The sequence below is a fragment of the Croceitalea rosinachiae genome, from assembly GCF_031846445.1.
GTDB lineage: Bacteria > Bacteroidota > Bacteroidia > Flavobacteriales > Flavobacteriaceae > Croceitalea > Croceitalea rosinachiae.
Genome location: NZ_JAVRHR010000001.1, coordinates 395,960 through 421,768, shown reverse-complemented (window position 1 = coordinate 421,768; position 25,809 = coordinate 395,960). Strand labels below are relative to the sequence as shown.

Here is a 25,809-nt window from a genome sequence, read left to right as displayed (position 1 = left end):
GAGGGCCATTAAAGCCCCCTCATTCACTAAAAATAAACTGACTAAATTTTAAAGGTGACTACAGGTATTGTACTGTGATTGGCAATGTCTTCACCAATACTGCCCATAAAGAAATGTGACAATCCTTTTCTACCATGAGTGGGTATGCCGATCATATCTGCTGCCTGTGATTCGGCATAGTTTAAGATACCTTTTTCTACACTATAATCATTGTAGATGTCAACTTCTTTACCAATCCGCGCAATGTTCAAGAATTTTGATATTCGGTCATAGGTATCCTCAGTGCTTAAAAAAGCATCTGCGGGAGTATTGATATAGACTAATTTTAGTTCGGCTCCTAAAAGTTCAGCAAAGGCAATTGCCTTCTTAGCGGCTGGTATACTTTCTTCTTTAAAGTCACTAGCAAATACAAATCGCTCCGCTTTAAAACTACCAACTTCACCTTTGACTACCAATACTGGAACTTCAGAATTGCGAACCACGCGCTCTGTATTAGATCCAATAAAAATTTCTTCAAGACCGTCTGTACCATTGGACCCCATTACGATTAAATCAACTTTATGCTTGGTTGCAACTTCATTCACTTCACTAAAAACTTTATAGTGCTTTATTATAGGCGTGATTTTTATACCTTTTAAATGAGGCTTATCCAAAAATTTTGTTAATCGATCTTCCGTCACTTTTATCAGGTGCACAATATGAACTTGAGGAATATATTCCGTATTGGACATAATACCTGGTGACAACTCTAGCATATGCAGCACAAAAAGTTCAGCATTACTTTTCTTGGCCAAAGTAGCAGCTAATTTAAGGGCAGTTTCAGATTGCTCTGAAAAGTCTATGGGTACAACTATACGTTTCATTTTGTTTGAGATTTATGGGTTTATAAGGTCATCGAAAACAAACGGGTTTCCGGTTTTTTTCTTTGTAATTTTAAGTCAAAAGCCATACTGATATTTCTGATAAATGGCTTTCCTTTTTCAGTTACTTTAATACTATTAGCAGTGATTTGTATCAGCTCGTCAGTTTCCAATTCTACAAGATTATCAATAATGTGTTGGAAATCGAGAAAATTGGTTTGGTCCACTTCCCATGAAGTTTCAAAGTGACACATGAGGTTCAATATATGCTTGCGGATCAATTCATCTTCCTTATTCAGTATGTGCCCACGATAAACAGGAATAATATCATGTTGAACCAAATGTTGGTACTCTTCAATGTTTTTAACATTTTGGGCAAAGGCATGCCAGCTATCACTAATGCTCGATGCGCCCAAACCAATCATTAATTGGGTATTCGATGCAGTATACCCCATGAAGTTACGATGTAAGCTGCCATTTTTACTTGCAATGAATAAGTTGTCAGTTTTAAGGGCAAAATGATCCATTCCAATATCATGGTAACCAAGTTCAGTCAATCTTTTTTTGCCTATTTCATATTGCAATTTCTTGTCTTCGTTAGTGGGTAGATCTTCATCGCGATAACCACGTTGACCATTGCCTTCTAGCCAAGGTACATGGGCATAACTGTAAAATGCTAATCTATCTGGTCGTAGCTCATTCGTTTTTTTAATGGTGTTTTTAACATCTGCTAAAGTTTGAAAAGGCAATCCATAAATGATATCATGCCCTACCGAGGTATAACCTATTTCTCGCGCCCAGTTGGTTACATTCCAGACATTTTCAAAAGGCTGAACCCTATTAATGGCTTTTTGAACGGTTTCATTGTAGTCTTGCACACCAAAACAGACTCTTCTAAAACCTACATTATAAAGTGCTTGCAAATGGTCTTTTGTGGTGTTGTTCGGATGTCCTTCAAAACTAAGCTCAGCATCCGTTGCTTTTTTTGCAAACCGAAAAATACCATTGGCTAAACTGGTCAGATTTTCAGGAGAGAAAAACGTAGGAGTACCACCGCCCAAATGCAGTTCTTTAATGACGGGCTTACTAACCAAAAGGTCTCTGTATAGAGACCATTCTTTCAGTACGGCATTGATGTATGGAATCTCTACTTCGTGTCTTTTGGTAATACGTTTGTGGCAACCACAGAACGTGCACATTTGTTCACAAAAGGGAAGGTGAATATAAAGACTTATACCATCTGACTCACTATTTTCAAAAGACTCTTTTACACTTAGTTTCCATTTTTTTCCTGAGAACTTATTGATATCCCAATAGGGAACCGTTGGGTAACTGGTATATCTCGGCCCTGGAACATTATACTTATTGGTCAAATTGCACATACCTATTCAATTTATAAGGTCAAAACTACAGGGTAGCGAGCAAATAGAATATGATAATTATCAGTTCTTGTTTTTTCAAAATGCCCGATATGATAATTGTCATATGTTCAGCGGGTTGACGCTTCTATATTTGTAGGTAATGCACTTTGATATGGGAGAAATGATTTTAAAGAGCAAAAAAGATTTGGTGGAGCGAAAGGCTTTTGTCCAACATCTTATCAACGATGTCAAAGCATTGGAACTGCTCTTAAAAGATAAAAAGTTTGAAGACGATATCGTACGGATTGGCTCTGAACAAGAATTATGTTTAATTGACAAAAACTACCAGCCGGCCGGCGTTAATCTTGAACTTTTAAAAGCTATTGACGATCCCCATTTTACTACCGAGTTGGCCAGTTACAATATTGAAATTAATCTTGATCCCTTTGAACTAAAGGGCAACTGTTTTTCTGCTGCTGAACAACAAGTTCGTGCGCTATTGCAAATAGCAGATGGAAAGGCAAAAAAAATGGACATTAAGTTACTACTGACCGGTATTCTACCGACCATTGGTAGGCGCGAGGTCTCATTGGATTTTTTGACCCCGATACCAAGATATTTTGCTTTGAATGATGCATTGGTCGCCAATAAGGGTGGTGATTTTAAATTGAAGATTCGTGGGGTTGATGAACTCTATCTTAAACATAATTCTGTTATGTTCGAAGCTTGTAACACCAGTTTTCAACTGCACTTGCAGATACCTTCATACGATTTTATTTCAAGTTATAATTGGTCACAGGCTATTGCTGGCCCTGTGCTTTCTGTATGTTGTAACTCACCAATGTTGATGGGCCGCGAACTATGGAAGGAAACTCGTATTGCTCTTTTTCAACAAAGTCTAGATACCCGTAAATCGGGCTATGTACTGAACGATCAAGCACCACGTGTTGGTTTTGGCACAAATTGGGAACAGGGCTCGGTTGCTGAAATTTTCAAAAAAGACATTTCAAAACATCGCGTATTACTGACCAAGGCCATTACCGAGGGTTCGCTGGAACAATTGAAAAGAGGAGAAGCCCCTAAGCTTGAAGCCCTGCGTTTGCACAATGGAACGGTATACCGTTGGAATCGGCCCTGCTATGGTATAGGAGGTGATAAGCCCCATTTGCGAATAGAGAACAGGTATATTCCCTCTGGGCCATCAGTTACAGATGAAATGGCAAATTTTGCGTTTTGGATAGGATTGATGAAAGGGCGTCCCCCAAAGTATGATGATATGGAATCATATATGGATTTCAAAGCAGCAAAGACCAATTTCATTAAAGCTGCCAGAACTGGCAAAGAAACCATGTTCTTGTGGGAGAATGAGTTGATCAGTTCAAAAAAGTTGCTGATGAACAAACTGTTGCCGATTGCTTATGATGGCCTGCAAAAATGCAATATTGACCTTGAAGATAGCAATCGGCTACTTCGTATTATTGAAAAGCGAGCGAAAGGGAGTACCGGCGAACAGTGGCAAGTACGAAATTTCAGAAAGCTCAGGAAAGTCTATAAGACCAATACGGCATTGCAACATTTGACCAAAGCCATGTACGAAAACCAAAAGAAAGCACTACCAATTCATGACTGGCAAGAGATATTGGTTTCACAAAAAGATAAACGAATGAACGGTCTAGTGAAAGAGGTAATGTCTACCCATTTGTTTAAACTATATGAAAATGATTTTGCCAGTATGGCGAGGGCAATTATGGAATGGAACAACATACACCACATACCTATAAAAAACGACAAGGGCGACTTATCAGGGCTGTTGACATGGAGCTATCTTGAAGGTCTTGATATGAACCTAGAAGAAATTTTGGTAAAGGATATTATGATAAAAGAGATTACCACAGTGGGACCCTATACTACAATTGTTGAGGCGCAACACTTGATGGAAAGTAAAGGTTATGGTTGCCTGCCAGTTTGCGATCATAGAGCCTTGGTCGGTATTGTCTGTAAAACGGATTTGTAATAATGTCAAAAGTACATGGTAAACTACTGAAGATTGAACATCAGGTCAATCGAGTTATCGACCATTTGAAAGGAGATGATGATGGTCCTACCTTGGTTTTTTTTGCCGGAATACATGGAAATGAGCCAGCCGGTGTACTTGCACTTCAATTGGTATTTAAAAATCTTCGTGAAAAGCATTTTAAGATTTCAGGTAATATTTATGGCCTAGCAGGAAACTTGAATGCATTACAGAAACAAATACGATATCAAGATGAGGATTTGAACCGTATTTGGAACAGTAAAAAATTACAAAAAATCAATGGGAGTACAACAACCGATCTTCATTCTGAAGAACGCGAAATGTTATCGTTGTACGAACAATTATCAGCCATTTTGGATTATGCCGCTCCACCATTTTATTTTATTGACCTTCATACAACCTCCAGTGAAACATCCCCATTTATCGTAATGAACGATAGCCTATTGAACCGAAGGTTTGTAATGAACTATCCCTTACCCAAAGTATTGGGAATAGAAGAGTATTTACATGGTGCATTATTGAGCTTTATCAATGAAATGGGGTATCTGTCGTTTGGTTTTGAAAGCGGTCAACATGATGAGCAATTAGCGGTTACAAACAATATAGATTTCATAAATTACACATTATTGCTAACATCATCTATTCAAGCAAATAAGCAATGGTTTAGACAAGTAAAAGCCGGGGTCGATCAAATGTCGGGGATAGCTTCCAGCTTTTTCGAAATCACATATGAACATCGATTGACAACTTTAGATAAATTTAAAATGTCACCTGGTTTTGTGAATTTTCAAAAAGTTCAAAAAGGGATTGAGGTAGCAAGCTATAATAATAGGGCTGTTGTAGCCGAAAAAACCACCCAAATATTTATGCCTTTATACCAAACCCAAGGCAGTGAAGGTTTTTACTTTATTCAGCCGATACCGAAATTCTTTTTGTGGCTCTCAAAATATCTCAGAAAAATAAAACCCGATAACCTTTTAACGAAACTGCCGGGAGTAGAATGGCAAGATGATACCAAACGCGCATTAGTTTTAGATACACATATTGCCAAATACATTTCAAAATCGATATTTCACTTATTGGGCTATCGAGTTAGACAAGTAGATGCTTCGCATTTGGTGCTCAGAAGCAGGGAGGCTGCCTCGCGAGAAGCTGAATATCCTAAATCTTGGAAATAAAAAAACCCTGAAGTGATTTGCTTAAGGGTTTCTCTTTTTTTAAGTGTTGCTTATTTACTTTATCATAAAATTAATTGGAACACTATAAGCTATTCTAGCTGTCCTACCTCTCTGCATTGCTGGTTTCATTTCTGGAAGACTTGCAATAATTCGTTCGGCCTCAATTTCTAACAAACGGTCTGGGCCGCGTTTTCTTATTCCCGCTACTTGACCTTTTGTATTAATTTCAAACTGCACAAAAACGCGACCAGAAATTTTCATTTCAAGAGCCGTTTTTGGGTAATTAAAATTCGCCCTTATGTGTTCTTGAACTTTCTTGTTAAAACATTCTTTGCGTTCTTGTTCAGTTTTGCAAGGTTCGCAACCTGGAAAAATAGGTACTTTCTCAATGATGGCAAAGGGTACCACAATATCCTCTTCGTCCTCACCAACATCAACATCGTCGACACTGACAATGGCATCTTCAATATAGGTGTCTTGGCTACTTTCGGTACTTTCAATTATGGTTTCTTCTACTTCTTCGACATCCTCAACAATTTCAATTACGTCAGGAGCAGCAGGTGGTGGTGGCGGTGGCGTGGTACGGATCATTTCTGTTATCGGAACTTCTTCGTCCATATCATCTTGCACCTCTAAAATCTGCGCAAATTCTTCATTGGTGTCATAAGTCTTATATTCCAACATTCTCCATGTGGCAAAGAGCACTACAGTTAACCCGATTACAAAATACAGGCTACTATTTCTATTTAGATCTGCTTTGGGATTTTTTTTGAGTTCCATGACAATTGATATTGATTACGGAATAAAAGTACTTTTACTATAGCGCAAAAAACATGATAATTATCAACTTTTTAATTTTAACACCTTTCTATTACGAAATTGATAATTAATTGACATTAACGAAGTTGTCTTTTGCTTTTTTATAAAGGGTGGTCTTGAATAGAAATACCATTCGAATCCTATCAAAGTTGTTTGGTCCAACGTGGTTTTTCATGTATCCGATTTCAACATTAAGGTTTTTTGTAATTCGTCTACCGAGACCTAGATAAAATCGGTTTTGATTGATGTTGGCTTGTTCAAAATCTAAAAAAGGTTCATCAAACACCTTTATATATAAATGCTCAGATAGGTCTTTTGTGAACTGTAACCGATACCGTAAACGCAGGTTGAAGATATCTTCAGTTGGTTTTGAGATCCAGCGTTGTTCCAATCGAAACCGTTGTGAAACTTTAGAATTGTAAAGTTTGGTGCTATTGCAGAATTCTTGATAGGTCCAGACTTGTGTGGTCAGGGTTTCAAATTCATCGTGATCAAAGGGTTGAGTGTCTAAATAAGCAGCACCTAAGGTGAAATTGTACTTGGCATTTGGCGCATAGGTCAATCCTGTTCTGAAAAAACCAAACTCTGTGGTTTCTGCCAGATTATAAGCTCTTATGACACCTACTGTTGGTATTCTCCACTTTTTTGCTATACTGTTATTACCGGAAATGACCAACCATGTGCCAGTGGCATCTTTCAGTTCATTTTGGCAAAATAGGTTTTGGGTGAGTGCTATACAAATGATAATAAATACAAGCTGTTTTAGTAAGATAGCTGTGTAGCGAAAGTGCACCATAACCCTTCATTAAGAATATCTTGGACAAAGTTGCTTAAGAATAAAAACCAAAAGCATGATAAATATCATCAATCGATAATAAATTAATTTTTTGCATATAAATAGCCGAACCTGACATCTGTCATGTTTTTACTATGCTACTCAAGTTACTTTTGAACTGAAATTAAATTTTAACCCATTTAAGTTTCTTAGGTATGAGCAACATCAAAAAAATTTTAATCCCTTTTGACTTTACAGAACCAGCATTAGCTGCATTAAGCTATACTTTGGATTTTATAGGTTTTGAAAATCCTATTCAGGTTCAGGCAGTTTATGCAAGCACTTCAGAAGTAAGTGATTTCGATAAGAAAAAAGCAGAAGAAGACTTTGATAATATCGTCAAGTCTTTAAACAAGCGCACTACTCTTAAACCTCAAATATTAGTTGCGGTTGGAGATTTGGTCGATGTTATCTTGACAACTCGAAAAGAACAAAAATCAGATTTAGTAATTATGGGCACTTTAGGTGATATTAGTATCGATGCACATGTTACGAATACATCTAAACTTGTTTTGGAGGTAGATTGCCCGGTTATTACAATTCCTTTTGGTTCTGAAATTATGGTTCCTAAAGAGATTGCTTTGGTATTAGGTAAAGAAGAAATTGAAGACCCAAAAGTTTTGAGCCTTCTTCTACAAATTGCCCGCTCGTTTAATGCCAAGGTACATGTATTGACCATTTATAAAGAATCGATATATGGAGAAAACGTTATCGTAGAAAGCAATGAAGATACTTTGGAGTACTATTTAGAACATTTTTATTCAGAACATAATTTTGAAAAAAATCAGGATATAGAGCAAGGTATATTGGATTATATAGAGGAGAAAAACATTGACCTCTTAGCAATTCTACCTCGTAACCATGCTCAGAAAACAAAGGCTTCTGAAGGCAGATTGACCAAGTTGTTGACCTTGCACTCTACTGTTCCTGTTTTGACAATAGATTAATATTATAGATAAGTCTAAATGGTTACACTTCTAATTATCCTAATTATTACAATTGCCTTATTCGTATGGGGTAAATTTCCGCCAGATGTGGTTGCTCTAATGTCCATGTTGACACTTTACCTAACAGGTATTCTTGATATAAAAGAGACTTTGGGCGGTTTTAGTAATACCACGGTAATAATGATAGCAGCTTTGTTCATTATTGGTGAAGGACTTTCACGAACAGGTTGGACTGCACTTGCTGGGCAACGATTTGTAAGTTGGGCGGGTAAAAGTATACCAAAATTATTAGTTATAGTTACTTTGGGGGCTAGTGTCCTTTCAGGTTTTGTTAGTAATACTGGTACTGTAGCGGCACTGCTTCCAGTTACAGTTTCAGCTGCTTGGAGTGCAGGAACGCTTCCCTCAAAGTTATTGATGCCTGTGGCATTTGGTTCAAATACTGGCGGTCTTTTAACCCTTACAGGTACACCGCCTAACATCATTGCCAGTAATACTTTGGTTGAAAATAACCTTGACGGATTTTCTTTCTTTGAATTTGCATTAATAGGGCTTCCGCTTTTGATTATTGCGATAGTATATTTTAGGTATGTAGGGTATCGTTTGCTTCCTAAACGTCAGACCAATGAAAGACCAGCCGATATTGATGCTGAAATGCATAAATGGATATCAAATTATAGTATTGGTGATAATTTATATCGACTGCGAATTCGGTCAATGTCACCTTTGATCAATACCAAAATAGGGGATTGGAGTTTTGAGCAAGAACATGCGGTTTCTGTTATGCGCTTAAAGCGAAGGCACCCTAGTCCTCTGCAACAAAAAATACCACAATTTGTTGATCTTCCTGAGCTGGATACCGAAATGCGCTATCATGATATTATTACGGTAAAAGGCGAGCCAGAAGAGGTTGATAAATTGGTGCTAAAGTTTAGTTTGGGTGTTATTCCTACACCTGCTGAAAAAGACACCTTAAAAAACGAATTGATCAATCAAGAAGTTGGTATGGCCGAGATGTTCATTGCTCCAAACTCGGTTTTTGTAGGACGCGTCATTAACTTGGGGCATTACCTAAAACAGACCGGGGTGCAATTATTGGCTGCATCAAGAAATAATCGCCCTCTTACCGGAAAGATTAAGATTGAAGCAGGAGATGCCTTCGTTATCAGAGGAACTTGGGAGAATATAGAAACCTTGAAATCATTATATGAAAATGTGGTGATTTCGGGAAGCCCCGAGGCCATGTCCAAAAATGTGGCCCAACTGACCCCTAGAAGTTATATCGCCATTGGAACTTTGATATTGATGATTTTATTATTGGTATTCAAGGTATTTCCGGGCGCTATTGCCGCTTTGATTTGTGCAGGAATTATGTTACTGACCCGTTGTGTTCCTATTTCAAAAGCATATAAGGGCATTAGTTGGACAAGCGTTGTCATGATTGCTGCTATGATTCCAATGGGAACTGCACTGCAAAAAACAGGAGTTGCTGAAATGGCGGCCAATGGTTTGGTTGATATCTTGGGAAGTATCCATCCAACAGCACTTTTAGCAGGAATCTTTTTACTAACGACTGCTTTTAGCCAGACAATCAATAATTCTGCGACAGCAGTATTGATGGCACCAATAGCATTATTGGCGGCAACAACACTTGGTGTTTCGCCAAAACCTTATTTGATAACAGTGGCCATAAGCGCTTCAACAGCATTTTTGACCCCTGTAGGTACGACTACTAACGCCATGGTTTTATCCGCTGGCGGTTATACTTTTTTAGATTATGTAAAGGTCGGTGGGCCATTATTGTTGCTATTTTTTATAACAACAATTACCCTGGTGCCATTGATCTGGAACTTTTAAAATAACGTTTAAAATTAAAATTTATGAATGCTATTAAAGAACAAACAAAAACTTTAGAAAAGTATGGTATCAAAAGTGATAACATACATTGGAATTTAGATGGGGAAACCCTACAGCGCATGACTGTAGAAAAAGGCATGGGTGTTGAAAGTGAAAATGGAACCTTGAGCATCAATACCGGTAAGTTTACGGGCCGTTCGCCAAAAGATCGTTTTTTGGTAAAGGATGATTACACCAAAGATCGTGTATGGTGGGGCCGAATCAATAAGCCTATCTCACCAGATAATTTCGATAAACTTAGAAACGAGATTACCAAATATCTATCAGGTAAAGAAATATATGCCAGGGATGCCGCGGTTTGCGCCCACCCTGATTATAAGATGAATGTACGTGTGGTAACCGAATATCCATGGTCAAATTATTTCATTAAGAACATGTTTTTAAGGCTTTCAGAAAACGAGCTCGAAAACTTTGAGGAAGAATGGTTGGTGCTTTGTGCCCCAGGTTATGAATGTCCAGACCCAAAGGCATACGGAATCATTGCTGGAAACTTCTCTATTCTTGATTTCACCCGTAAGATTGCATTGGTCGGTGGATCAGAGTACCCAGGTGAGATGAAGAAGGGTATTTTTTCAGCATTGAACTTGATTCTTCCAGTGGACAAAAACGTGTTGCCAATGCACTGTTCGGCCAACGTTGGTGAAGAAGGTGATACTGCAATTTTTTTCGGACTTTCTGGTACGGGCAAAACAACCTTATCCGCAGACCCTGACAGAAAACTAATTGGCGATGATGAGCATGGGTGGACTGCCGAAAATATCATTTTTAACTTCGAAGGAGGTTGCTATGCTAAGGTAATAGACTTAACTGAAGAAAAAGAACCAGATATTTATCGTGCGATTAGACAGGGAGCTTTACTTGAGAATGTTGTCTTTAAAGAGGGAACCAAAGAAGTAGACTACTTCGATAGTTCAATTACCCAAAATACAAGGGTAAGCTATCCAATTGATCATATTGATAACATTGAGGAGCCTTCATACGCTGAAAACCCGAAGAACATCTTTTTCTTGACATGTGATGCTTTTGGCGTATTACCTCCAGTTGCTAAGCTGACACCAGGTCAAGCTGCATATCACTTTATTTCAGGATATACTGCTAAAGTGGCTGGTACCGAGGCAGGCATTAACGAACCAGTACCATCATTTTCAGCATGTTTCGGTGAACCTTTCATGCCTTTGCACCCTGCTGTATATGCTGAGATGCTGAGCAAAAAAATGACTGAAGCTGGTGTAAATGTTTGGTTGATCAACACTGGATGGAGTGGTGGTCCTTACGGAGTAGGTTCTAGAATTAAATTGAAGTACACTAGAGCAATGATTTCTGCTATTTTAGTAGGAGAATTGGAGAAGGTGGATTTTGATGCGCATCCTATTTTCGGATTGCACATGCCAAAGTATTGCCCAGGCGTACCTACCGAAATATTAGATCCGATGAACACCTGGTTGCAAAAAGGAGCCTATGTGAGCAAAGCAATACAATTGGCGCATTCATTCCATATTAATTTTGATAAATTTGCTAGTGAAGCTTCTGAGGACATATTGAACGGTGGGCCGCTTATTGACTCTCACCATAGCTTGAACGAGCATTTCTAAATGGAATATAAATTGTGAGTAGATTTAAAATTGAGAATTTGGGTACGCCCAAAGTAGCATCTCCCCTTCAGTTAAGCACTGTAAGGGGAGATAATATTTTTAACTTTATTAATGATAAGGACCAATTGGTCTACGATCTTTCATTGGAAAATTATAACCAATGTATTGAAAATAATGAGCCACCTGCTTGTTTAGAGAAAGCAGGGCCACGTCAAAATATCTTTTTTGAGCCAAAAAATGTAACGGCAGCAATTGTAACATGTGGCGGTCTATGTCCAGGTGTCAATAATGTGATTCGTGGGGTGGTGATGGCACTTCATTATTTTTATGGGGTCAAGAAAATACTGGGTGTTCCTTACGGTTATGAAGGGTTAAACCTTGAAATGGGCCATGGTTTTATGGAACTAACCCCAGATAAGGTTAATGATATTCATCAATTTGGAGGCACTATTTTAGGTTCTTCACGTGGCGGGCAAAGTGTTGTTGTGATGGTAAATACTTTGGTTGAAAACAGCATTGATATGTTGTTCACTATTGGTGGTGACGGAACCCTAAAAGGGGCCAATGCCATAGGTGAAGAGATTCAGAAAAGAGGATTGGATATCAGTGTTATTGGCATACCCAAAACAATCGATAATGATATTGATATTATTGATAAATCCTTTGGATTTGAAACTTCATTCGATATTGCAAGTCCGATTTTAAGAGATGCCCATAATGAAGCTTCTGGAGCTTACAATGGTATATCAATAGTAAAGTTAATGGGTCGTGATAGTGGTTTTATTGCTGCCTCGGCCGCTTTAGCCATGCCAGTGGTCAATTTTGTATTGGTACCCGAAATGCATTTTAACCTATATGGTGAGAATGGTTTTTTAGAGAATTTGAAAAACCGTTTAGACACTAAGCATCATGCGGTAATTGTAGTTGCCGAAGGCGGTGGCCAACACTTGTTTGAAAAAGATGAGGTTCGTACCGATGCGTCAGGTAATGTACAACACGATGATATTGGATTGTTCTTAAAACAAAAGATAGGAGAGTATTTTAAAGATGTTTATCCAACAACCATCAAGTATATAGATCCTAGTTACATTATTCGTAGTTCGGCAGCCAATTCGGGAGATAGTGTTTTCTGTAGTGGTTTGGCCTATATGGCGGTACACGGAGCAATGTCGGGTAAGACCAAGTTTGTGGTCGGCCGGGTAAACAATAAGTTGGTCTACTTGCCCATTAAAGCAGTTACCAAAAAACGGAAGAAAATCGACTTAGAAAGTGAATTTTGGTTCGCTGTTTTACAAAGTACCGGACAGCCTTTTTTGATGTAAGATTTTAAGCGATATTCATTTAAAATTAGAATTGCCATCCCAGCATATCAAAAATGCCTAATTTATCTAATAAAATGCAAACTGGTATAGCAATAAGTATGATAACAAGCGCAAAGACCATTATTCGAAGAAAACCTTCTAAAAAGCTAGATCCAACAGAAGTATTTTGTGCCATGATAAATTAATTTGTTTCAATGTACATAAAACTCCCGATAAATAGGCTGAAACATAGCTGTTTATTCGATTAAATACCTTGTTTTAGGTACGTTTGGGTGTTTAGTTTCGATGAACAAACGTCATTTTTTACCACTAAGCTTTTTTGCTAAGTCTTCTAAGGATATGCCTTTAGTTTCTGGCATTGCAAATAGCACCCATAATAATTGTAGTACCATCATACCCGAAAAGAAAATAAATATCGGCCATGGATTTTCTTTAAAAATGCCAATTTCTGCATCTAAAAAAGTTGGAGTCAATAACGTGATTAAAGCAGCAAAAACCCAGTGTACCCCAGTACCCCATGATTGACCATATGCCCGAACCTTGTTGGGGAAAATCTCTGATATAAAGACCCAAATGACTGCCCCTTGTCCAACGGCATGCGATGCAATAAAAACTAATATAAAAATAAGTAGAATTAAAGAGCTAGCTCCGCTATAAAAACACCATCCCACAACGGCCAAACTAATAATATATCCAAGAGAACCAATATACATTAGTTGTTTTCTTCCTAGTTTATCAATAAGTGAAATGCCCACGAAGGTAAATATCAAGTTGATGACACCTATTGAAATTGAACTGAACAATGATTCGCCAGATGCCAACCCTGCACGCTCTAAAATCTCAGGAGCGTAGTAGAGTACAAAATTGATTCCGGACAACTGATTGAAAAATGCCAAAAAGAAGGCTAATAGCAACGGTTTTTTGTACTTGCCTGAAAATAATTTTTCTTTTACTGTTGTTGCTGACTTAAGTAATGCATCCTTGATTTCAACAATTCTCTTTGCTGCTTCTTCACTTTCAACTCCTAACAAAGAAAATGCACTCAAAGCTGTTGTATCATCTTGCCCTTTCATTAAGAGCCATCTAGGGCTATTGGGAATCTTAAGTACCATTACAGTGTAAATCAAAGCTGGTAGCCCTTCCATACCTAACATCCAACGCCAGGAAACATCAGCACTAAAAAAGATTCCAATAAGGTAGTTTGATATGAAAGCAATTAAAATACCGAATACGATATTAAATTGATAGGTCGCCGTAAGACGGCCTCTATTATTGGCATTAGAAATTTCAGAAATATAGATTGGCGCAGCAACAGAAGATGCACCTACGCCAACACCACCAATAAATCTAAAGAATGAAAAACTATAAGCTTCGGGTGAAAATGCAGAGCCTATGGCTGAGATAAAATAGAGTACCCCAATCCAAAACAACGTCTTTTTTCTGCCTAATTTATCCGTGGGAATTCCCCCAAAAAGAGATCCGAAAACGGTTCCCCAAAGTGCCATTGACATTATAAAAATGCCATGAAAGGTGAAAATGGAATCGCCCAAAAACCAGTTTGTACCCCAAAGCTCCTTAATAGGTTGGTTTGCTCCGCTGATTACTACGGTGTCAAATCCGAATAAAAAACCTGCTAAGGCTGCGGTGAGCGAAATTCTTAGAATACGTTTGTCCATCTGGTAGTTGGTTTGGGCTAAAACTACTAAAAATTAAAGAAGCTTAACAATGTGCGACATGACCTCTTTAGTTGCTCCTTGCTTTTTTTGGATATAGTCGGCGTTTATTTTTCCGGTATTTTTAGAATAGGTGTTATCGCTCCAAAGCGCATCTAATTGGCGGCGAAATTCATTTTTATTGGATATGCTTATTATTCCATTCAGCTCTACAAGGTCTTCTGCTTCCTTAAACCCATCGTATTTTGGACCTATGATGACTGGAATTCCAAAAACTGCAGGTTCCAAAGTGTTGTGCAAGCCAGTCGAAAATCCACCCCCAACATAAGCGATGTCTGCATAATTGTAAATTTTGGTCAAAAGACCAATACTATCTATTATGAGTACTTCTACATCATCTAATGTTGCTTCTTTCATTTTTGAATAGCGTATTGTTTTTTTATTGATACTATCAACCAATTTTTCTATATGAGAGGATTTGATGTGGTGTGGTGCAATGACAAACTTGACATTTTCATTGATTTGATTAATGTAATCAACAATAATCGTTTCGTCTTCGGGCCAAGTGCTACCAGCAATCATACAACGGTGTTCCCCCTTAAAAGTAGCCATAAATACAAGTTCATTGTCATTCTTTAGAATTTGAAATACCCTGTCAAAACGGGTATCACCACTTATCGTACAATTTTTAAACCCGATTGTATTTAGTAAATCTTTTGAATTATCATCTTGAACAAAGAAATGTGATATATTTTTCAAACTTTTTCTCATGAAGCCACCATAAGGTTTGAAAAAGATTTGTTTTCTAGAAAAGATAGCGGAAGCCAGAAGCGCGGGAACCTTACATTTTTTTAGTTCACGCAAGTAACTGGGCCAAATTTCATATTTGATAAAGATGGCCAGTTCGGGTTTGATCAAAGCAACGAACTGTTTTGCATTGGCAATGGTATCCATGGGCAGATAGATAACTACATCTGCTGGAGTCTTATCTTTTTTTACTTCATACCCCGATGGTGAAAAAAAGGAAAGTACAATTTTATTTTTTGTATACTTTTTTTTCAGTTCTTCCAATAAGGGAAGTCCTTGTTCGTACTCTCCCAATGATGCGGCGTGTATCCAAATCGTTTTGTCACCTTTATCAATTTGTTTTTTCAAAATCGAAAATGTGTCTTCTCTACCTTTTACAAAAAGTTTAATTTTTGGTTTGAAGATTGCGATTAGTTGTAAATGAAACCAAGCTATTTGGATAAGTATGTTATAAATAAAGTGCACTAAAAAGTCTTTATGCTAAAATACATTTCTTTGAAACAAAAGCTAACGAAGGGGTCTTTATTTGTTAGTTTTGTACTCTAAAATTGAAGCAGATGAAAAAAATTCAAATGGTTGACCTTAAAGGGCAATATGAAGAAATTAAAGAACAGGTCAATTCATCTTTTGAGACTATTTTGGATTCCTCTGCCTTTATTAATGGTCCAGAGGTTCATGCCTTTCAAAAAGAATTAGAGGGGTATTTGGGGGTAAAACATGTTATTCCCTGTGCAAATGGAACCGACGCACTTCAAATTTGTATGATGGGCCTAGGGTTACAACCTGGCGATGAGGTTATAACAGCTGATTTTACTTTTGCAGCTACCGTTGAAGTCATTGCCCTATTGCAATTGACACCAGTTTTAGTTGATGTGGAACCTAATACTTTTAATATTAATCCTATTGCCATTGAAAAGGCTATCACACCTAAAACCAAGGCAATTGTTCCTGTACATTTATTTGGCCAATGTGCCAATATGGACGCTATTATGGATTTGGCCAAAAAGCATAATCTTTATGTAATTGAAGATAACGCGCAAGGAATTGGTGCCACCCATACGTTTAAAGATGGTAAAAAGGCAAAATCTGGTACTATCGGGCATGTAGCTTCTACCTCTTTCTTTCCATCTAAAAACTTAGGTTGTTATGGCGATGGCGGAGCAATTTTCACCAATGATGATGAATTGGCACATACCCTTCGAGGAATAGTAAACCATGGTATGTATAAGCGCTACCATCACGATGTAGTCGGAGTAAACTCTAGATTAGATTCTTTACAGGCAGCGGTCTTGCGAGCTAAACTTCCTAAACTCGATACTTATAACGAAAAAAGGCGTGCCGCAGCTAAAAAGTATTCCAATTCTTTTAAAAGTCAATCTGATATTATCGTACCTACAACTGTAAATGGCTGTGATGGTATTTGTGACACTTGTGATTGCCATGTTTTTCATCAATACACACTACGTGTATTGAGCGAAAAAAGAGACAAATTGGTGCAACATTTGAATGATAATGGCGTTCCATGTGGTGTGTACTATCCAATTCCGCTTCATAATCAAAAGGCGTATTTGGATTCGCGTTACAATGAAGCTGATTTTAAACTCACCAACCAATTGGTTAAAGAAGTAATTTCTTTACCTATGCATACGGAACTGGATGATGAACAAATTGACTTTATAACCAAATTAGTTATTGATTTTCTAAATAAGTAAATATCGAAAGATGAAAAAGATACTGGTTACCGGCGGTTTGGGCTTTATTGGGTCTCATACCGTAGTTGAACTTCAAAATGAAGGTTTTGATGTGGTCATTGTTGACAACTTAAGCAATTCTTCCGAAAATGTAATGGATGGTATTGTTGCTATTACTGGAAAAAAGCCAATTTTTGAAAAGTTTGATCTTCGTGATAAACTTAAAGTTGAGGATTTTTTTACTAGGAATACTGATGTTGAAGGAGTAATTCATTTTGCTGCATCGAAAGCAGTAGGCGAAAGTGTTGAAAATCCGTTATTGTATTATGAAAACAATATTGGGGTTTTGGTTTATATGCTTCAAGCACTTTCTAAAAAAGGTAGTGCAAACTTTATTTTTAGTTCTTCTTGTACTGTATATGGGCAGGCCGATGAAATGCCAATTACTGAAAATGCACCGGTAAAACCTGCCGAATCACCTTATGGAAACACAAAACAGGTTGGAGAAGAAATTATTAAAGATACGTGCAGGGTGAACCCACAATTGTCAGCTATAGCATTGCGTTATTTTAACCCCATAGGTGCACACCCGACTGTTGAAATAGGTGAGTTGCCTATTGGTGTTCCGCAAAATTTATTACCATACATTACTCAAACCGGGATTGGATTAAGAGAGCAACTTTCAGTTTTTGGTGACGATTATCCAACTACGGACGGTACTTGTATTCGTGACTATATTCATGTAGTTGATGTAGCTAAAGCTCATGTTGCCGCCCTTAAAAGATTAGTGGAAGATAATAATGAACAAAACTTTGAAGTTTTTAATTTAGGTACTGGAACCGGAAGCTCTGTTTTAGAGGTGATACAAAGCTTTGAACGTGTTACAGGTGAAAAGTTAAAGTATAGAATTGCCCCTAGAAGAGAAGGTGATGTAATTCAAGCCTATGCTGATACGCAAAAGGCGAATAAGATATTGGGGTGGAAAGCTGAATCTACTCTAGATGATGCTATGAAATCTGCATGGGATTGGGAAAAGAAAATGAGAAAGTCTGAAGAAAAAGTTTCGGTTTAAAAACCTTGAATCTATATTTTTAAAAGGAGGGCGAAATTCGTCTTCCTTTTTTTATGAATCTTTGATAATGGATTTTAAAACAAATCAAGAATTATTTGATAAAGCTTATGAGAATGGGCTTTATGATAAACTGTTAATCCAAATTCAAAAAGACTTTAATCGTGCCAATATTGAACTTGAATTAAGTAGGCAAATTACTACCCATGAAATCACGCAATTAATTCAAGAGAAACTATATGTTTTACTACTAGAAAAATTTGATGACTACCTCAATGTATTATATGTAATTGACATTCCTGAAAAAAGTTTAAGGAGAATTAAAAGTTCTGATGTGGTTGAGGTTTCAAAAGAGGTTACTTTTTTAATTCTAAACAGAGAATTTCAAAAAGTATGCTACAAAAACCAGTTTGAATAAGGTTTTAGCTCTCAAAAATAAAATCGAATAAATGGCATTAAAGGGTCTATATAAATACTTCGTTCATCATCATAAATGATATCATAACGGAGTCCGACCGTTACATTTCGAGAGGTGTATCCTATGCCCAAAAATAAGGCGGTTGTCCAATAATTTTCCGATATATCTGCACCATCAAGTCCAATATTAGAATTCACTCGCCATTGCTCCAGTTCTGCTGATAACTGTATTTGGGGTATCAGGTTAAAAAAGTTCATAAAACTGCCGCCATAGGCAGTAAAAGTATCGTTATTGAATTTGGTGTAATTAAAATTGAGTCCCAAACCCGTTGCAAAATTTTCATTCACTTGATAAATTCCACTAGGGGATAGAGCTACATTAAACCCTCCATTTGTGAAACCAAGTCCCAAACCACCACCAAAGCGCACATTTTGCCAAAAATCACTTTTAGATAATTGCTGCGAATAGACATTTTGAATACTGCAAAAAACAAGTGACAAAAGGGCTATTGATAAAAAAGATTGACTTTTTGAATTCATCGTAAAAGTTTCAAGGTTTTCAATTACAATATAAGGCGATGTAGGTGATTTGTTGTATTTTTGATTAAATTTTGTCGCACCTTTTGGTAAAGCACAATGATGGATAAATATTCCTTTTTAAACGCTGCACATACCGCCTTTTTTGCGGAATTATACTATAAATACACAAAAAGTCCCGATAGCATTGAGCCTAGTTGGCGTGCTTTTTTTCAAGGTTTCGATTTTGGTCTCGAAAGTTCACTTGATGAGTTGGATATTGATATGCTTTCCAATGGTGAGTCGGTTCTAGCGAATGGTCAACAAATAGCGATTCCTGAATCACTACAAAAAGAATTTCAGGTAGTGCGACTTATTAATGGGTATCGTTCGAGAGGTCATTTGTTTACGCAAACCAATCCTGTAAGAGAAAGAAGGCAATATCACCCTTCGTTAGCTCTAGAAAATTTTGGACTTTCACAAAGCGATTTAGACACTAAATTCGATGCAGGCAGCATTATTGGCATAGGTGCAAGTTCCTTGCGCGATATAGTTAATAATTTAGAAAGAATATATTGTGATGCCATTGGTGTTGAATACATGTACATACGCACACCTGACCGTATTCAATGGATTCAAGATTGGTTGAATATTAATGATAATCATCCTAGCTTTTCTGTTGACGAAAAGAAAAATATTCTTCGAAAATTAAACGAGGCGGTTTCTTTTGAGAGTTTTTTACATACCAAATATGTAGGTCAAAAGAGATTTTCTTTAGAGGGGGGTGAATCTTTGATTCCTGCTTTGGATGTCATCATAGAAAAAGCCGCTGATGCCGGAGTTAAGCAATTTGTAATGGGGATGGCCCACCGTGGTCGATTATCTGTATTGACCAATATTTTTGGTAAATCACCTAAGGATATCTTCAGCGAATTTGACGGTAAAGATTATGAAGAAACCATTTTTGATGGTGATGTAAAATACCATTTGGGTTGGACATCAATGCGCGAGACCGATTCAGGTAAGATGGTCAATATGAACATTGCCCCTAATCCATCACATTTAGAAACGGTAAATGGAATAGTAGAAGGAATTGCAAGGGCAAAACAAGATAATAGCCACCCAGATAATGTATCGGAAGTTTTACCAATTTTGGTGCACGGTGATGCAGCATTTGCCGGTCAGGGCGTGGCCTATGAGATTATTCAAATGGCCCGTCTGGATGGTTATCATACTGGAGGAACCATTCATATTGTAGTAAATAACCAAATTGGTTTTACAACAAACTATTTAGATGCTAGATCGTCTACTTATTGTACGGATGTCGGTAAGGTCACACTTTCGCCCGTGCTGCATGTAAATGCTGATGATGCTGAGGCTGTAGTGCATGCTGCTACCTTTGCTTTGGAATATCGTATGCGTTTTAAACGTGATGTATTTTTAGATTTATTAGGCTATCGTAAGTATGGTCATAATGAAGGAGATGAACCAAAATTCACACAACCTTTATTGTATAAGTCCATATCAAAACATGCAAACCCTAGAGACATTTATGCACAAAAGTTGATTGATCAAGGAATCATTGGCAAAGACTATGTGAAGGAGTTGGAAGTAGAATACAAGAAAAATCTTGAAGAAGATTTGATGGATTCTAGAAAGATAGAAAAGACACGCATTACTCCATTTATGCAAGATGAATGGGAAGGTTTTAAGCAACAGACAGAAGATGCCATGTTGAAACCTATCAACACGTCATATGATATTAAAAAACTCGATAAGGTAGCCACAGAAATTACAAAGCTTCCAGAAGGAAAGAAATTCTTACGCAAGCTGGAGCGATTGGTGCAAGGTCGCAACAAAATGTACTTTGATGACAATCAGCTAGATTGGGCAATGGGCGAACTATTGGCGTATGGTTCACTAATTGAAGAAGGTTTTGATGTTCGCATGACAGGTCAAGATGTAGAACGTGGTACTTTTTCTCATCGCCATGCAGTAATCAAGACTGAGATGCACGAAGAAGAAGTTACCTTGCTGAATCAAATGGGAGATTTGCAGAATGGTAAATTTTATATTTACAATTCACTATTATCGGAGTATGCAGTAATGGCTTTTGATTACGGTTATGCGATGGCAAGCCCTAGTACTTTGACCATTTGGGAAGCGCAATTTGGTGATTTCAGTAATGGGGCACAGATTGTTATAGATCAGTATTTGTCATCAGCTGAAGATAAGTGGAAATTACAAAACGGTCTTGTTCTTTTATTGCCACATGGTTACGAGGGTCAAGGCGCAGAGCATTCTTCCGCTAGAATGGAACGCTATCTGCAACTTTGCGCAAAAGATAATATGTATGTTGCAGATGTGACTACACCGGCGAATATGTTTCATTTGTTGCGACGTCAGATGAAAGCTAAATTTAGAAAACCGCTTGTGGTATTTACACCAAAAAGTTTATTGCGTCATCCTAAAGTGCTTTCTACAAAAGAAGAACTGGCCAATGGTAGTTTTCAAGAGCTGATTGATGATTCAAATGCAAAATTGGATAAGGTCAAAACCTTGGTTTTCTGTACGGGCAAGTTCTATTATGATTTATTGGCCAAGCAAGAAGAATCTAAACGTGAAGATCTAGCTTTAGTACGTTTAGAGCAATTATTTCCGTTACCGGCAAAAGCAATGAGAGATGTAATTAAAAAGTATAGCAATGCTGAGGAAGTGGTTTGGGCGCAAGAAGAACCTAGAAACATGGGGGCTTGGGGTCACTTATTAATGCATTTTGATGAGGCTAAGACCTTTAGGGTCGCTTCAAGAAGGTTTTATGGAGCACCCGCGGCAGGTAGTGCTGTACGCTCCAAAAGAAGGCATGAAGAAGTAATTGAATATGTTTTCGACAAAACCAAAGATAATTTTGTAAGAAGCCGATAATCGGTATTTAAGTAAAGAATAACAAACGCGAATAAAGTTAGAAACGATGATTCTAGAAATGAAAGTCCCGTCACCGGGAGAGTCAATAACTGAAGTTGAGATAGCGGAATGGTTGGTACAAGATGGTGATTATGTGGAAAAAGACCAGGCGATAGCCGAAGTTGATTCTGATAAGGCAACTTTAGAACTTCCTGCTGAAGAAAGCGGAACCATAACTTTAAAAGCTGAAGAGGGTGACGCTGTTGCCGTTGGCGAGGTAGTTTGTTTGATTGATACAAGCGCTGAAAAGCCAAAAGGTGATGCTGCGCGTGCTGCGAAAGAAGAGGTTAAGGAAGAACCTAAAAAAGAAGAGAGCGCCAAACCTATTGAGGCTAAAAAGAAAACATACGCATCGGGAACGCCTTCCCCTGCGGCTAAAAAAATATTAGATGAAAAAGGGGTCGTTCCAGCAACGGTTTCCGGAACAGGGCGTGACGGTCGTATTACTAAAGAAGATGCTGTAAAAGCAGTGCCTTCAATGGGCACACCAACTGGTGGGAATAGAGGGGAATCGCGTTCTAAGCTATCTATGCTTCGTAGAAAAGTTGCTGAAAGATTGGTATCCGCAAAGAATGAAACGGCCATGTTGACCACTTTCAACGAAGCTGATATGTCGGCAATATTTGCATTGCGAAAAGAATACAAAGAAACTTTTAAAGAAAAGCATGGAGTAAGCTTGGGCTTTATGTCATTCTTTACCAAAGCTGTGATTCGTGCTTTGCAGATGTATCCCGCTGTAAATTCCATGATAGATGGCAAAGAGATGATTTCATATGATTTTTGCGATATCAGTATTGCCGTTTCCGGACCTAAAGGTTTAATGGTTCCTGTAATTAGAAATGCGGAGAATTTAACTTTTAGAGGTGTTGAAGCTGAGGTAAAACGCTTAGCTATTCGCGCCCGTGATGGAGAAATTACAGTTGATGAAATGACTGGTGGCACCTTTACCATTTCTAATGGAGGCGTATTTGGTTCTATGCTCTCAACGCCGATTATTAACCCTCCACAAAGCGGTATTTTGGGCATGCACAATATTATTGAAAGACCAATAGTAAAAGATGGTCAAATTGTTGCCGCGCCAATGATGTACCTAGCATTGTCTTATGATCATAGGATCATTGATGGTAAAGAATCAGTGGGGTTCTTGGTGGCCATTAAGGAAGCCCTTGAAAACCCTGAAGAATTATTGATGGATAGTAATGTTGAGAAGGCATTGGAGTTGTAAAGTGAGTTATTAAAAAAGCTTAAGAAGGGTCTGTTTTAAACGGCCCCTTCTTTATTTATTCCTCAAATACAAACACCTCTTGTCGTAGTCAATAACAGCCTTTCCTTTTTTAAGAATATCTGCTCCGATAATACCATCGACGGGTAATGCCTTATGAGCTGTTAATGCTTCATTAACATGAACCAAGTCAAATAAGACTATTTTTTGCTTCTTTTTACTCCAATGACCAAGCTGTACCCTGTTTTTATTAGAAACTAAAGTTTCCATCTCGGTGGCGCCAGCACCTGCAGCTTTAACCTCCGATGCTTCTGAAATTAGATTGAAAAACTCGATTTTGTCTATTCCTATACAAGTGTTTGATGCGCCAGTATCTAAAATGAATCGTCCCGAAACACCATTTATTTTTGCAGAAACTTCAAAATGATTGGTTTCGGTTAGTACCAGGGGAATTCTTGTGAAGTTTTTTGATAAAAGAAACTTTTTTAGTGATTTCATAATTTATTCATTGCTCTCTTGAACGGGTTTAAGCACTATTATTGATAAAGATAAACCTATTTTTGTAGCATGATTATAACCGATACCCATACTCATTTATATAGTGAAGCTTTTGATGAGGATAGGAACGAAGTCATTTCAAAAGCGATTGATTTAGGAATTGAACGATTTTTTATTCCCGCCATTGATTCTACATATACACGGTCTATGTATGATTTGGAAGAAAATTTTCCTGAAAATATATTTTTAATGATGGGCTTGCACCCTACTCATGTGAAAGAAAATTATTTTGAAGAATTAAAGCACGTTAAGGAGCAATTGGCCACTAGAAAGTTTTACGCCATTGGTGAAATCGGAATTGATTTGTATTGGGATAAATCATTTCTAAAACAACAGCAAGAGGCTTTTGTTTATCAAATTCAATTGGCAAAAAAATATAAACTTCCTATTGTAATTCATTGTAGAGATGCTTTTGATGAAATCTTTGAGATTTTAAAGCAAGAAAAGAGCGATGATTTATTTGGAATTTTTCATTGTTTTACTGGAACATTAGAACAAGCTCAGCTAGCAATTTCATACCAGATGAAACTGGGCATTGGGGGGGTGGCTACTTTTAAGAATGGAAAAATAGATCAATTTTTAAGTCAAATTGATTTAAAGCATCTGGTTTTAGAAACTGATTCCCCTTATTTAGCTCCCGTTCCATATCGGGGTAAAAGAAATGAAAGTGCATATATAATTAAGGTTTTAGAAAGATTAGAATCCATATATAGCATGGATACAACATTGATTGCAGAAATCACTACGGAAAACTCGAAACAAGTCTTCGGAATATAAGTTAAGTATAACTATGCAAAAGAAAGCTAATATTCTATTAATCTATACAGGGGGAACCATAGGTATGGTTAAAGATTATGAAACAGGTGCCTTAAAAGCTTTTAATTTTGAAGAATTATTAAGGCATATACCTGAGTTAACCCAGTTAGACTGCAATATTCAAAGTGTATCATTCGATACTCCGATCGATTCTTCTAATATGAATTTGGAGTATTGGGCAGAAATAGTAACTATTATAAAGTCTAATTACGAAAAGCATGATGGCTTTGTAGTACTTCATGGCAGCGATACAATGAGTTACTCAGCCTCTGCTTTAAGTTTTATGTTGGAGAACTTATCTAAGCCAGTAATTTTCACGGGTTCTCAACTACCTATCGGTGATTTGCGGACGGACGCTAAAGAGAATTTAATAACCTCTATCCAAATTGCATCATTACAAGAAAATGGAAGGCCAGTCATTCAAGAAGTTGGATTATATTTTGAATACAAATTGTATCGTGGTAACAGAACTACAAAAATTAATGCGGAGCATTTTGAAGCATTTAATTCTCCGAACCATCCTCCATTGATAGAATCAGGTGTTAATTTGAAAGTGCATTACCCATATTTACTTCAGCTATCAAAGAACAAGTCTAAGCTAAATGTCCACAAAAAGATGGATGAGAATGTAGCTATATTAAAATTATTTCCGGGTATTAGCGAAAGTTTAGTGACCGCTGTATTGCGAACACCTAATTTGAAAGTGTTGATTTTAGAAACCTATGGTGCCGGGAACGCCCCTACAGAAATATGGTTTATTGATTTGTTGGAAAATGCCATAAAAAATGGCTTACATATTATTAATGTGACTCAATGCTCTGGGGGCAGTGTTATTATGGGGCATTATGAAACGAGTAAAAAATTATCACAGATACAATTGATTGATGGTAAAGATATCACAACAGAAGCCGCTTTAACCAAGGCGATGTATCTTCTTGGTAGTAATATTTCAGGCACTTTATTTAAAACGGTATTTGAAACTTCGCTGCGGGGAGAAATGCATTAAATTAACGTGTTAAATTTTATTAACTAATTATTTTTTTGTTTATTGAGCAGCCTAACTATTTAAAAATAGAGAGGTGGCCGAGTGGTCGAAGGCGCACGCCTGGAAAGTGTGTATACACCAAAAGTGTATCGAGGGTTCGAATCCCTTCCTCTCTGCTGTTTTTTTAAATTTGTTAATTGCGAAATTTTTATATCTTTAACATTA

Annotated in this window: 22 protein-coding genes and 1 tRNA gene; 14 read left to right on the top strand and 9 right to left on the bottom strand. The window is 37.4% G+C overall.

Annotated elements, in window-relative coordinates; all coding sequences use genetic code 11:
* Positions 1-41: 41 nt before the first annotated feature.
* Both RM706_RS01870 and hemN read right to left on the bottom strand, forming a co-directional pair.
* Positions 42-863, bottom strand: coding sequence for a universal stress protein (locus tag RM706_RS01870; protein ID WP_311349322.1), 822 nt, complete (start codon positions 861-863; stop codon positions 42-44).
* Positions 864-883: 20 nt separating this feature from the next.
* Positions 884-2,242: an oxygen-independent coproporphyrinogen III oxidase gene (gene hemN / locus RM706_RS01865; RefSeq protein ID WP_311349321.1), complete on the bottom strand. Its 1,359-nt coding sequence runs from the start codon at positions 2,240-2,242 to the stop codon at positions 884-886.
* 139 nt (positions 2,243-2,381) lie between these two features.
* Between hemN and RM706_RS01860 the strand changes: the two genes are divergently transcribed.
* Both RM706_RS01860 and RM706_RS01855 read left to right on the top strand, forming a co-directional pair.
* Positions 2,382-4,235 (top strand): glutamate-cysteine ligase family protein, encoded by a 1,854-nt coding sequence (locus RM706_RS01860; RefSeq protein ID WP_311349320.1) that lies wholly within the window; start codon positions 2,382-2,384, stop codon positions 4,233-4,235.
* Positions 4,236-4,237: 2 nt separating this feature from the next.
* Positions 4,238-5,434, top strand: a complete 1,197-nt coding sequence (locus RM706_RS01855) for a M14 family metallopeptidase (protein WP_311349319.1) — start codon at positions 4,238-4,240, stop codon at positions 5,432-5,434.
* A gap of 54 nt (positions 5,435-5,488) precedes the next feature.
* Here the strand turns inward: RM706_RS01855 and RM706_RS01850 are convergent, their stop codons facing one another.
* Both RM706_RS01850 and RM706_RS01845 read right to left on the bottom strand, forming a co-directional pair.
* Complete coding sequence (locus tag RM706_RS01850; RefSeq protein WP_311349318.1) at positions 5,489-6,214, bottom strand: energy transducer TonB; 726 nt, start codon at positions 6,212-6,214, stop codon at positions 5,489-5,491.
* A 106-nt stretch (positions 6,215-6,320) separates the two neighbouring features.
* Positions 6,321-7,049 (bottom strand): DUF2490 domain-containing protein, encoded by a 729-nt coding sequence (locus RM706_RS01845; RefSeq protein WP_311349317.1) that lies wholly within the window; start codon positions 7,047-7,049, stop codon positions 6,321-6,323.
* 194 nt (positions 7,050-7,243) lie between these two features.
* Here RM706_RS01845 and RM706_RS01840 point away from each other — a divergent pair, with 194 nt between their 5' ends.
* The 4 genes from RM706_RS01840 to RM706_RS01825 are packed head-to-tail and all read left to right on the top strand — an operon-like array spanning position 7,244 to position 12,866.
* On the top strand, positions 7,244-8,035 hold the full coding sequence (locus RM706_RS01840; RefSeq protein WP_311349316.1) for a universal stress protein: 792 nt from the start codon (positions 7,244-7,246) through the stop codon (positions 8,033-8,035).
* Between the two features lie 18 nt (positions 8,036-8,053).
* Positions 8,054-9,892 carry an SLC13 family permease gene (locus tag RM706_RS01835; protein ID WP_311349315.1) on the top strand — a complete coding sequence of 613 codons (1,839 nt, stop codon included), beginning with the start codon at positions 8,054-8,056 and terminating at the stop codon, positions 9,890-9,892.
* Between the two features lie 23 nt (positions 9,893-9,915).
* Positions 9,916-11,544 carry a phosphoenolpyruvate carboxykinase (ATP) gene (gene pckA, locus RM706_RS01830; protein ID WP_311349314.1) on the top strand — a complete coding sequence of 543 codons (1,629 nt, stop codon included), beginning with the start codon at positions 9,916-9,918 and terminating at the stop codon, positions 11,542-11,544.
* A gap of 14 nt (positions 11,545-11,558) precedes the next feature.
* Entirely contained in the window at positions 11,559-12,866 is a 1,308-nt protein-coding gene (locus RM706_RS01825; protein WP_311349313.1) for an ATP-dependent 6-phosphofructokinase, read from the top strand.
* A 25-nt stretch (positions 12,867-12,891) separates the two neighbouring features.
* Here the strand turns inward: RM706_RS01825 and RM706_RS01820 are convergent, their stop codons facing one another.
* From RM706_RS01820 to RM706_RS01810, 3 genes are all read right to left on the bottom strand, one after another.
* Positions 12,892-13,041, bottom strand: coding sequence for a hypothetical protein (locus RM706_RS01820; protein ID WP_311349312.1), 150 nt, complete (start codon positions 13,039-13,041; stop codon positions 12,892-12,894).
* 121 nt (positions 13,042-13,162) lie between these two features.
* Positions 13,163-14,542, bottom strand: a complete 1,380-nt coding sequence (locus tag RM706_RS01815; RefSeq protein WP_311349311.1) for a sugar porter family MFS transporter — start codon at positions 14,540-14,542, stop codon at positions 13,163-13,165.
* A 33-nt stretch (positions 14,543-14,575) separates the two neighbouring features.
* On the bottom strand, positions 14,576-15,694 hold the full coding sequence (locus RM706_RS01810; RefSeq protein ID WP_311349310.1) for a 3-deoxy-D-manno-octulosonic acid transferase: 1,119 nt from the start codon (positions 15,692-15,694) through the stop codon (positions 14,576-14,578).
* Between the two features lie 209 nt (positions 15,695-15,903).
* Between RM706_RS01810 and RM706_RS01805 the strand changes: the two genes are divergently transcribed.
* From RM706_RS01805 to RM706_RS01795, 3 genes are all read left to right on the top strand, one after another.
* Positions 15,904-17,058, top strand: coding sequence for a DegT/DnrJ/EryC1/StrS family aminotransferase (locus RM706_RS01805; protein ID WP_311349309.1), 1,155 nt, complete (start codon positions 15,904-15,906; stop codon positions 17,056-17,058).
* A gap of 10 nt (positions 17,059-17,068) precedes the next feature.
* Positions 17,069-18,109 (top strand): UDP-glucose 4-epimerase GalE, encoded by a 1,041-nt coding sequence (gene galE, locus RM706_RS01800; RefSeq protein WP_311349308.1) that lies wholly within the window; start codon positions 17,069-17,071, stop codon positions 18,107-18,109.
* Positions 18,110-18,176: 67 nt separating this feature from the next.
* Positions 18,177-18,524 carry a hypothetical protein gene (locus RM706_RS01795; protein ID WP_311349307.1) on the top strand — a complete coding sequence of 116 codons (348 nt, stop codon included), beginning with the start codon at positions 18,177-18,179 and terminating at the stop codon, positions 18,522-18,524.
* A gap of 11 nt (positions 18,525-18,535) precedes the next feature.
* Here the strand turns inward: RM706_RS01795 and RM706_RS01790 are convergent, their stop codons facing one another.
* Positions 18,536-19,063: an alpha-ketoglutarate decarboxylase gene (locus RM706_RS01790; RefSeq protein ID WP_311349306.1), complete on the bottom strand. Its 528-nt coding sequence runs from the start codon at positions 19,061-19,063 to the stop codon at positions 18,536-18,538.
* Between the two features lie 99 nt (positions 19,064-19,162).
* Here RM706_RS01790 and RM706_RS01785 point away from each other — a divergent pair, with 99 nt between their 5' ends.
* Positions 19,163-21,964 (top strand): 2-oxoglutarate dehydrogenase E1 component, encoded by a 2,802-nt coding sequence (locus RM706_RS01785; RefSeq protein ID WP_311349305.1) that lies wholly within the window; start codon positions 19,163-19,165, stop codon positions 21,962-21,964.
* A 46-nt stretch (positions 21,965-22,010) separates the two neighbouring features.
* On the top strand, positions 22,011-23,228 hold the full coding sequence (gene odhB, locus RM706_RS01780; protein ID WP_311349304.1) for a 2-oxoglutarate dehydrogenase complex dihydrolipoyllysine-residue succinyltransferase: 1,218 nt from the start codon (positions 22,011-22,013) through the stop codon (positions 23,226-23,228).
* Positions 23,229-23,279: 51 nt separating this feature from the next.
* Here the strand turns inward: odhB and RM706_RS01775 are convergent, their stop codons facing one another.
* Positions 23,280-23,723: a retropepsin-like aspartic protease family protein gene (locus tag RM706_RS01775; protein WP_311349303.1), complete on the bottom strand. Its 444-nt coding sequence runs from the start codon at positions 23,721-23,723 to the stop codon at positions 23,280-23,282.
* Between the two features lie 69 nt (positions 23,724-23,792).
* On the opposite strand from RM706_RS01775, the gene RM706_RS01770 reads away from it, so the two are divergent.
* The 3 genes from RM706_RS01770 (at position 23,793) to RM706_RS01760 (ending at position 25,760) form a co-directional block, all read left to right on the top strand.
* Positions 23,793-24,560, top strand: a complete 768-nt coding sequence (locus tag RM706_RS01770; RefSeq protein WP_311349302.1) for a TatD family hydrolase — start codon at positions 23,793-23,795, stop codon at positions 24,558-24,560.
* A 13-nt stretch (positions 24,561-24,573) separates the two neighbouring features.
* Positions 24,574-25,605, top strand: coding sequence for an asparaginase (locus tag RM706_RS01765; protein WP_311349301.1), 1,032 nt, complete (start codon positions 24,574-24,576; stop codon positions 25,603-25,605).
* Positions 25,606-25,672: 67 nt separating this feature from the next.
* A tRNA-Ser gene (locus RM706_RS01760) sits at positions 25,673-25,760 on the top strand.
* Positions 25,761-25,809: the final 49 nt, after the last annotated feature.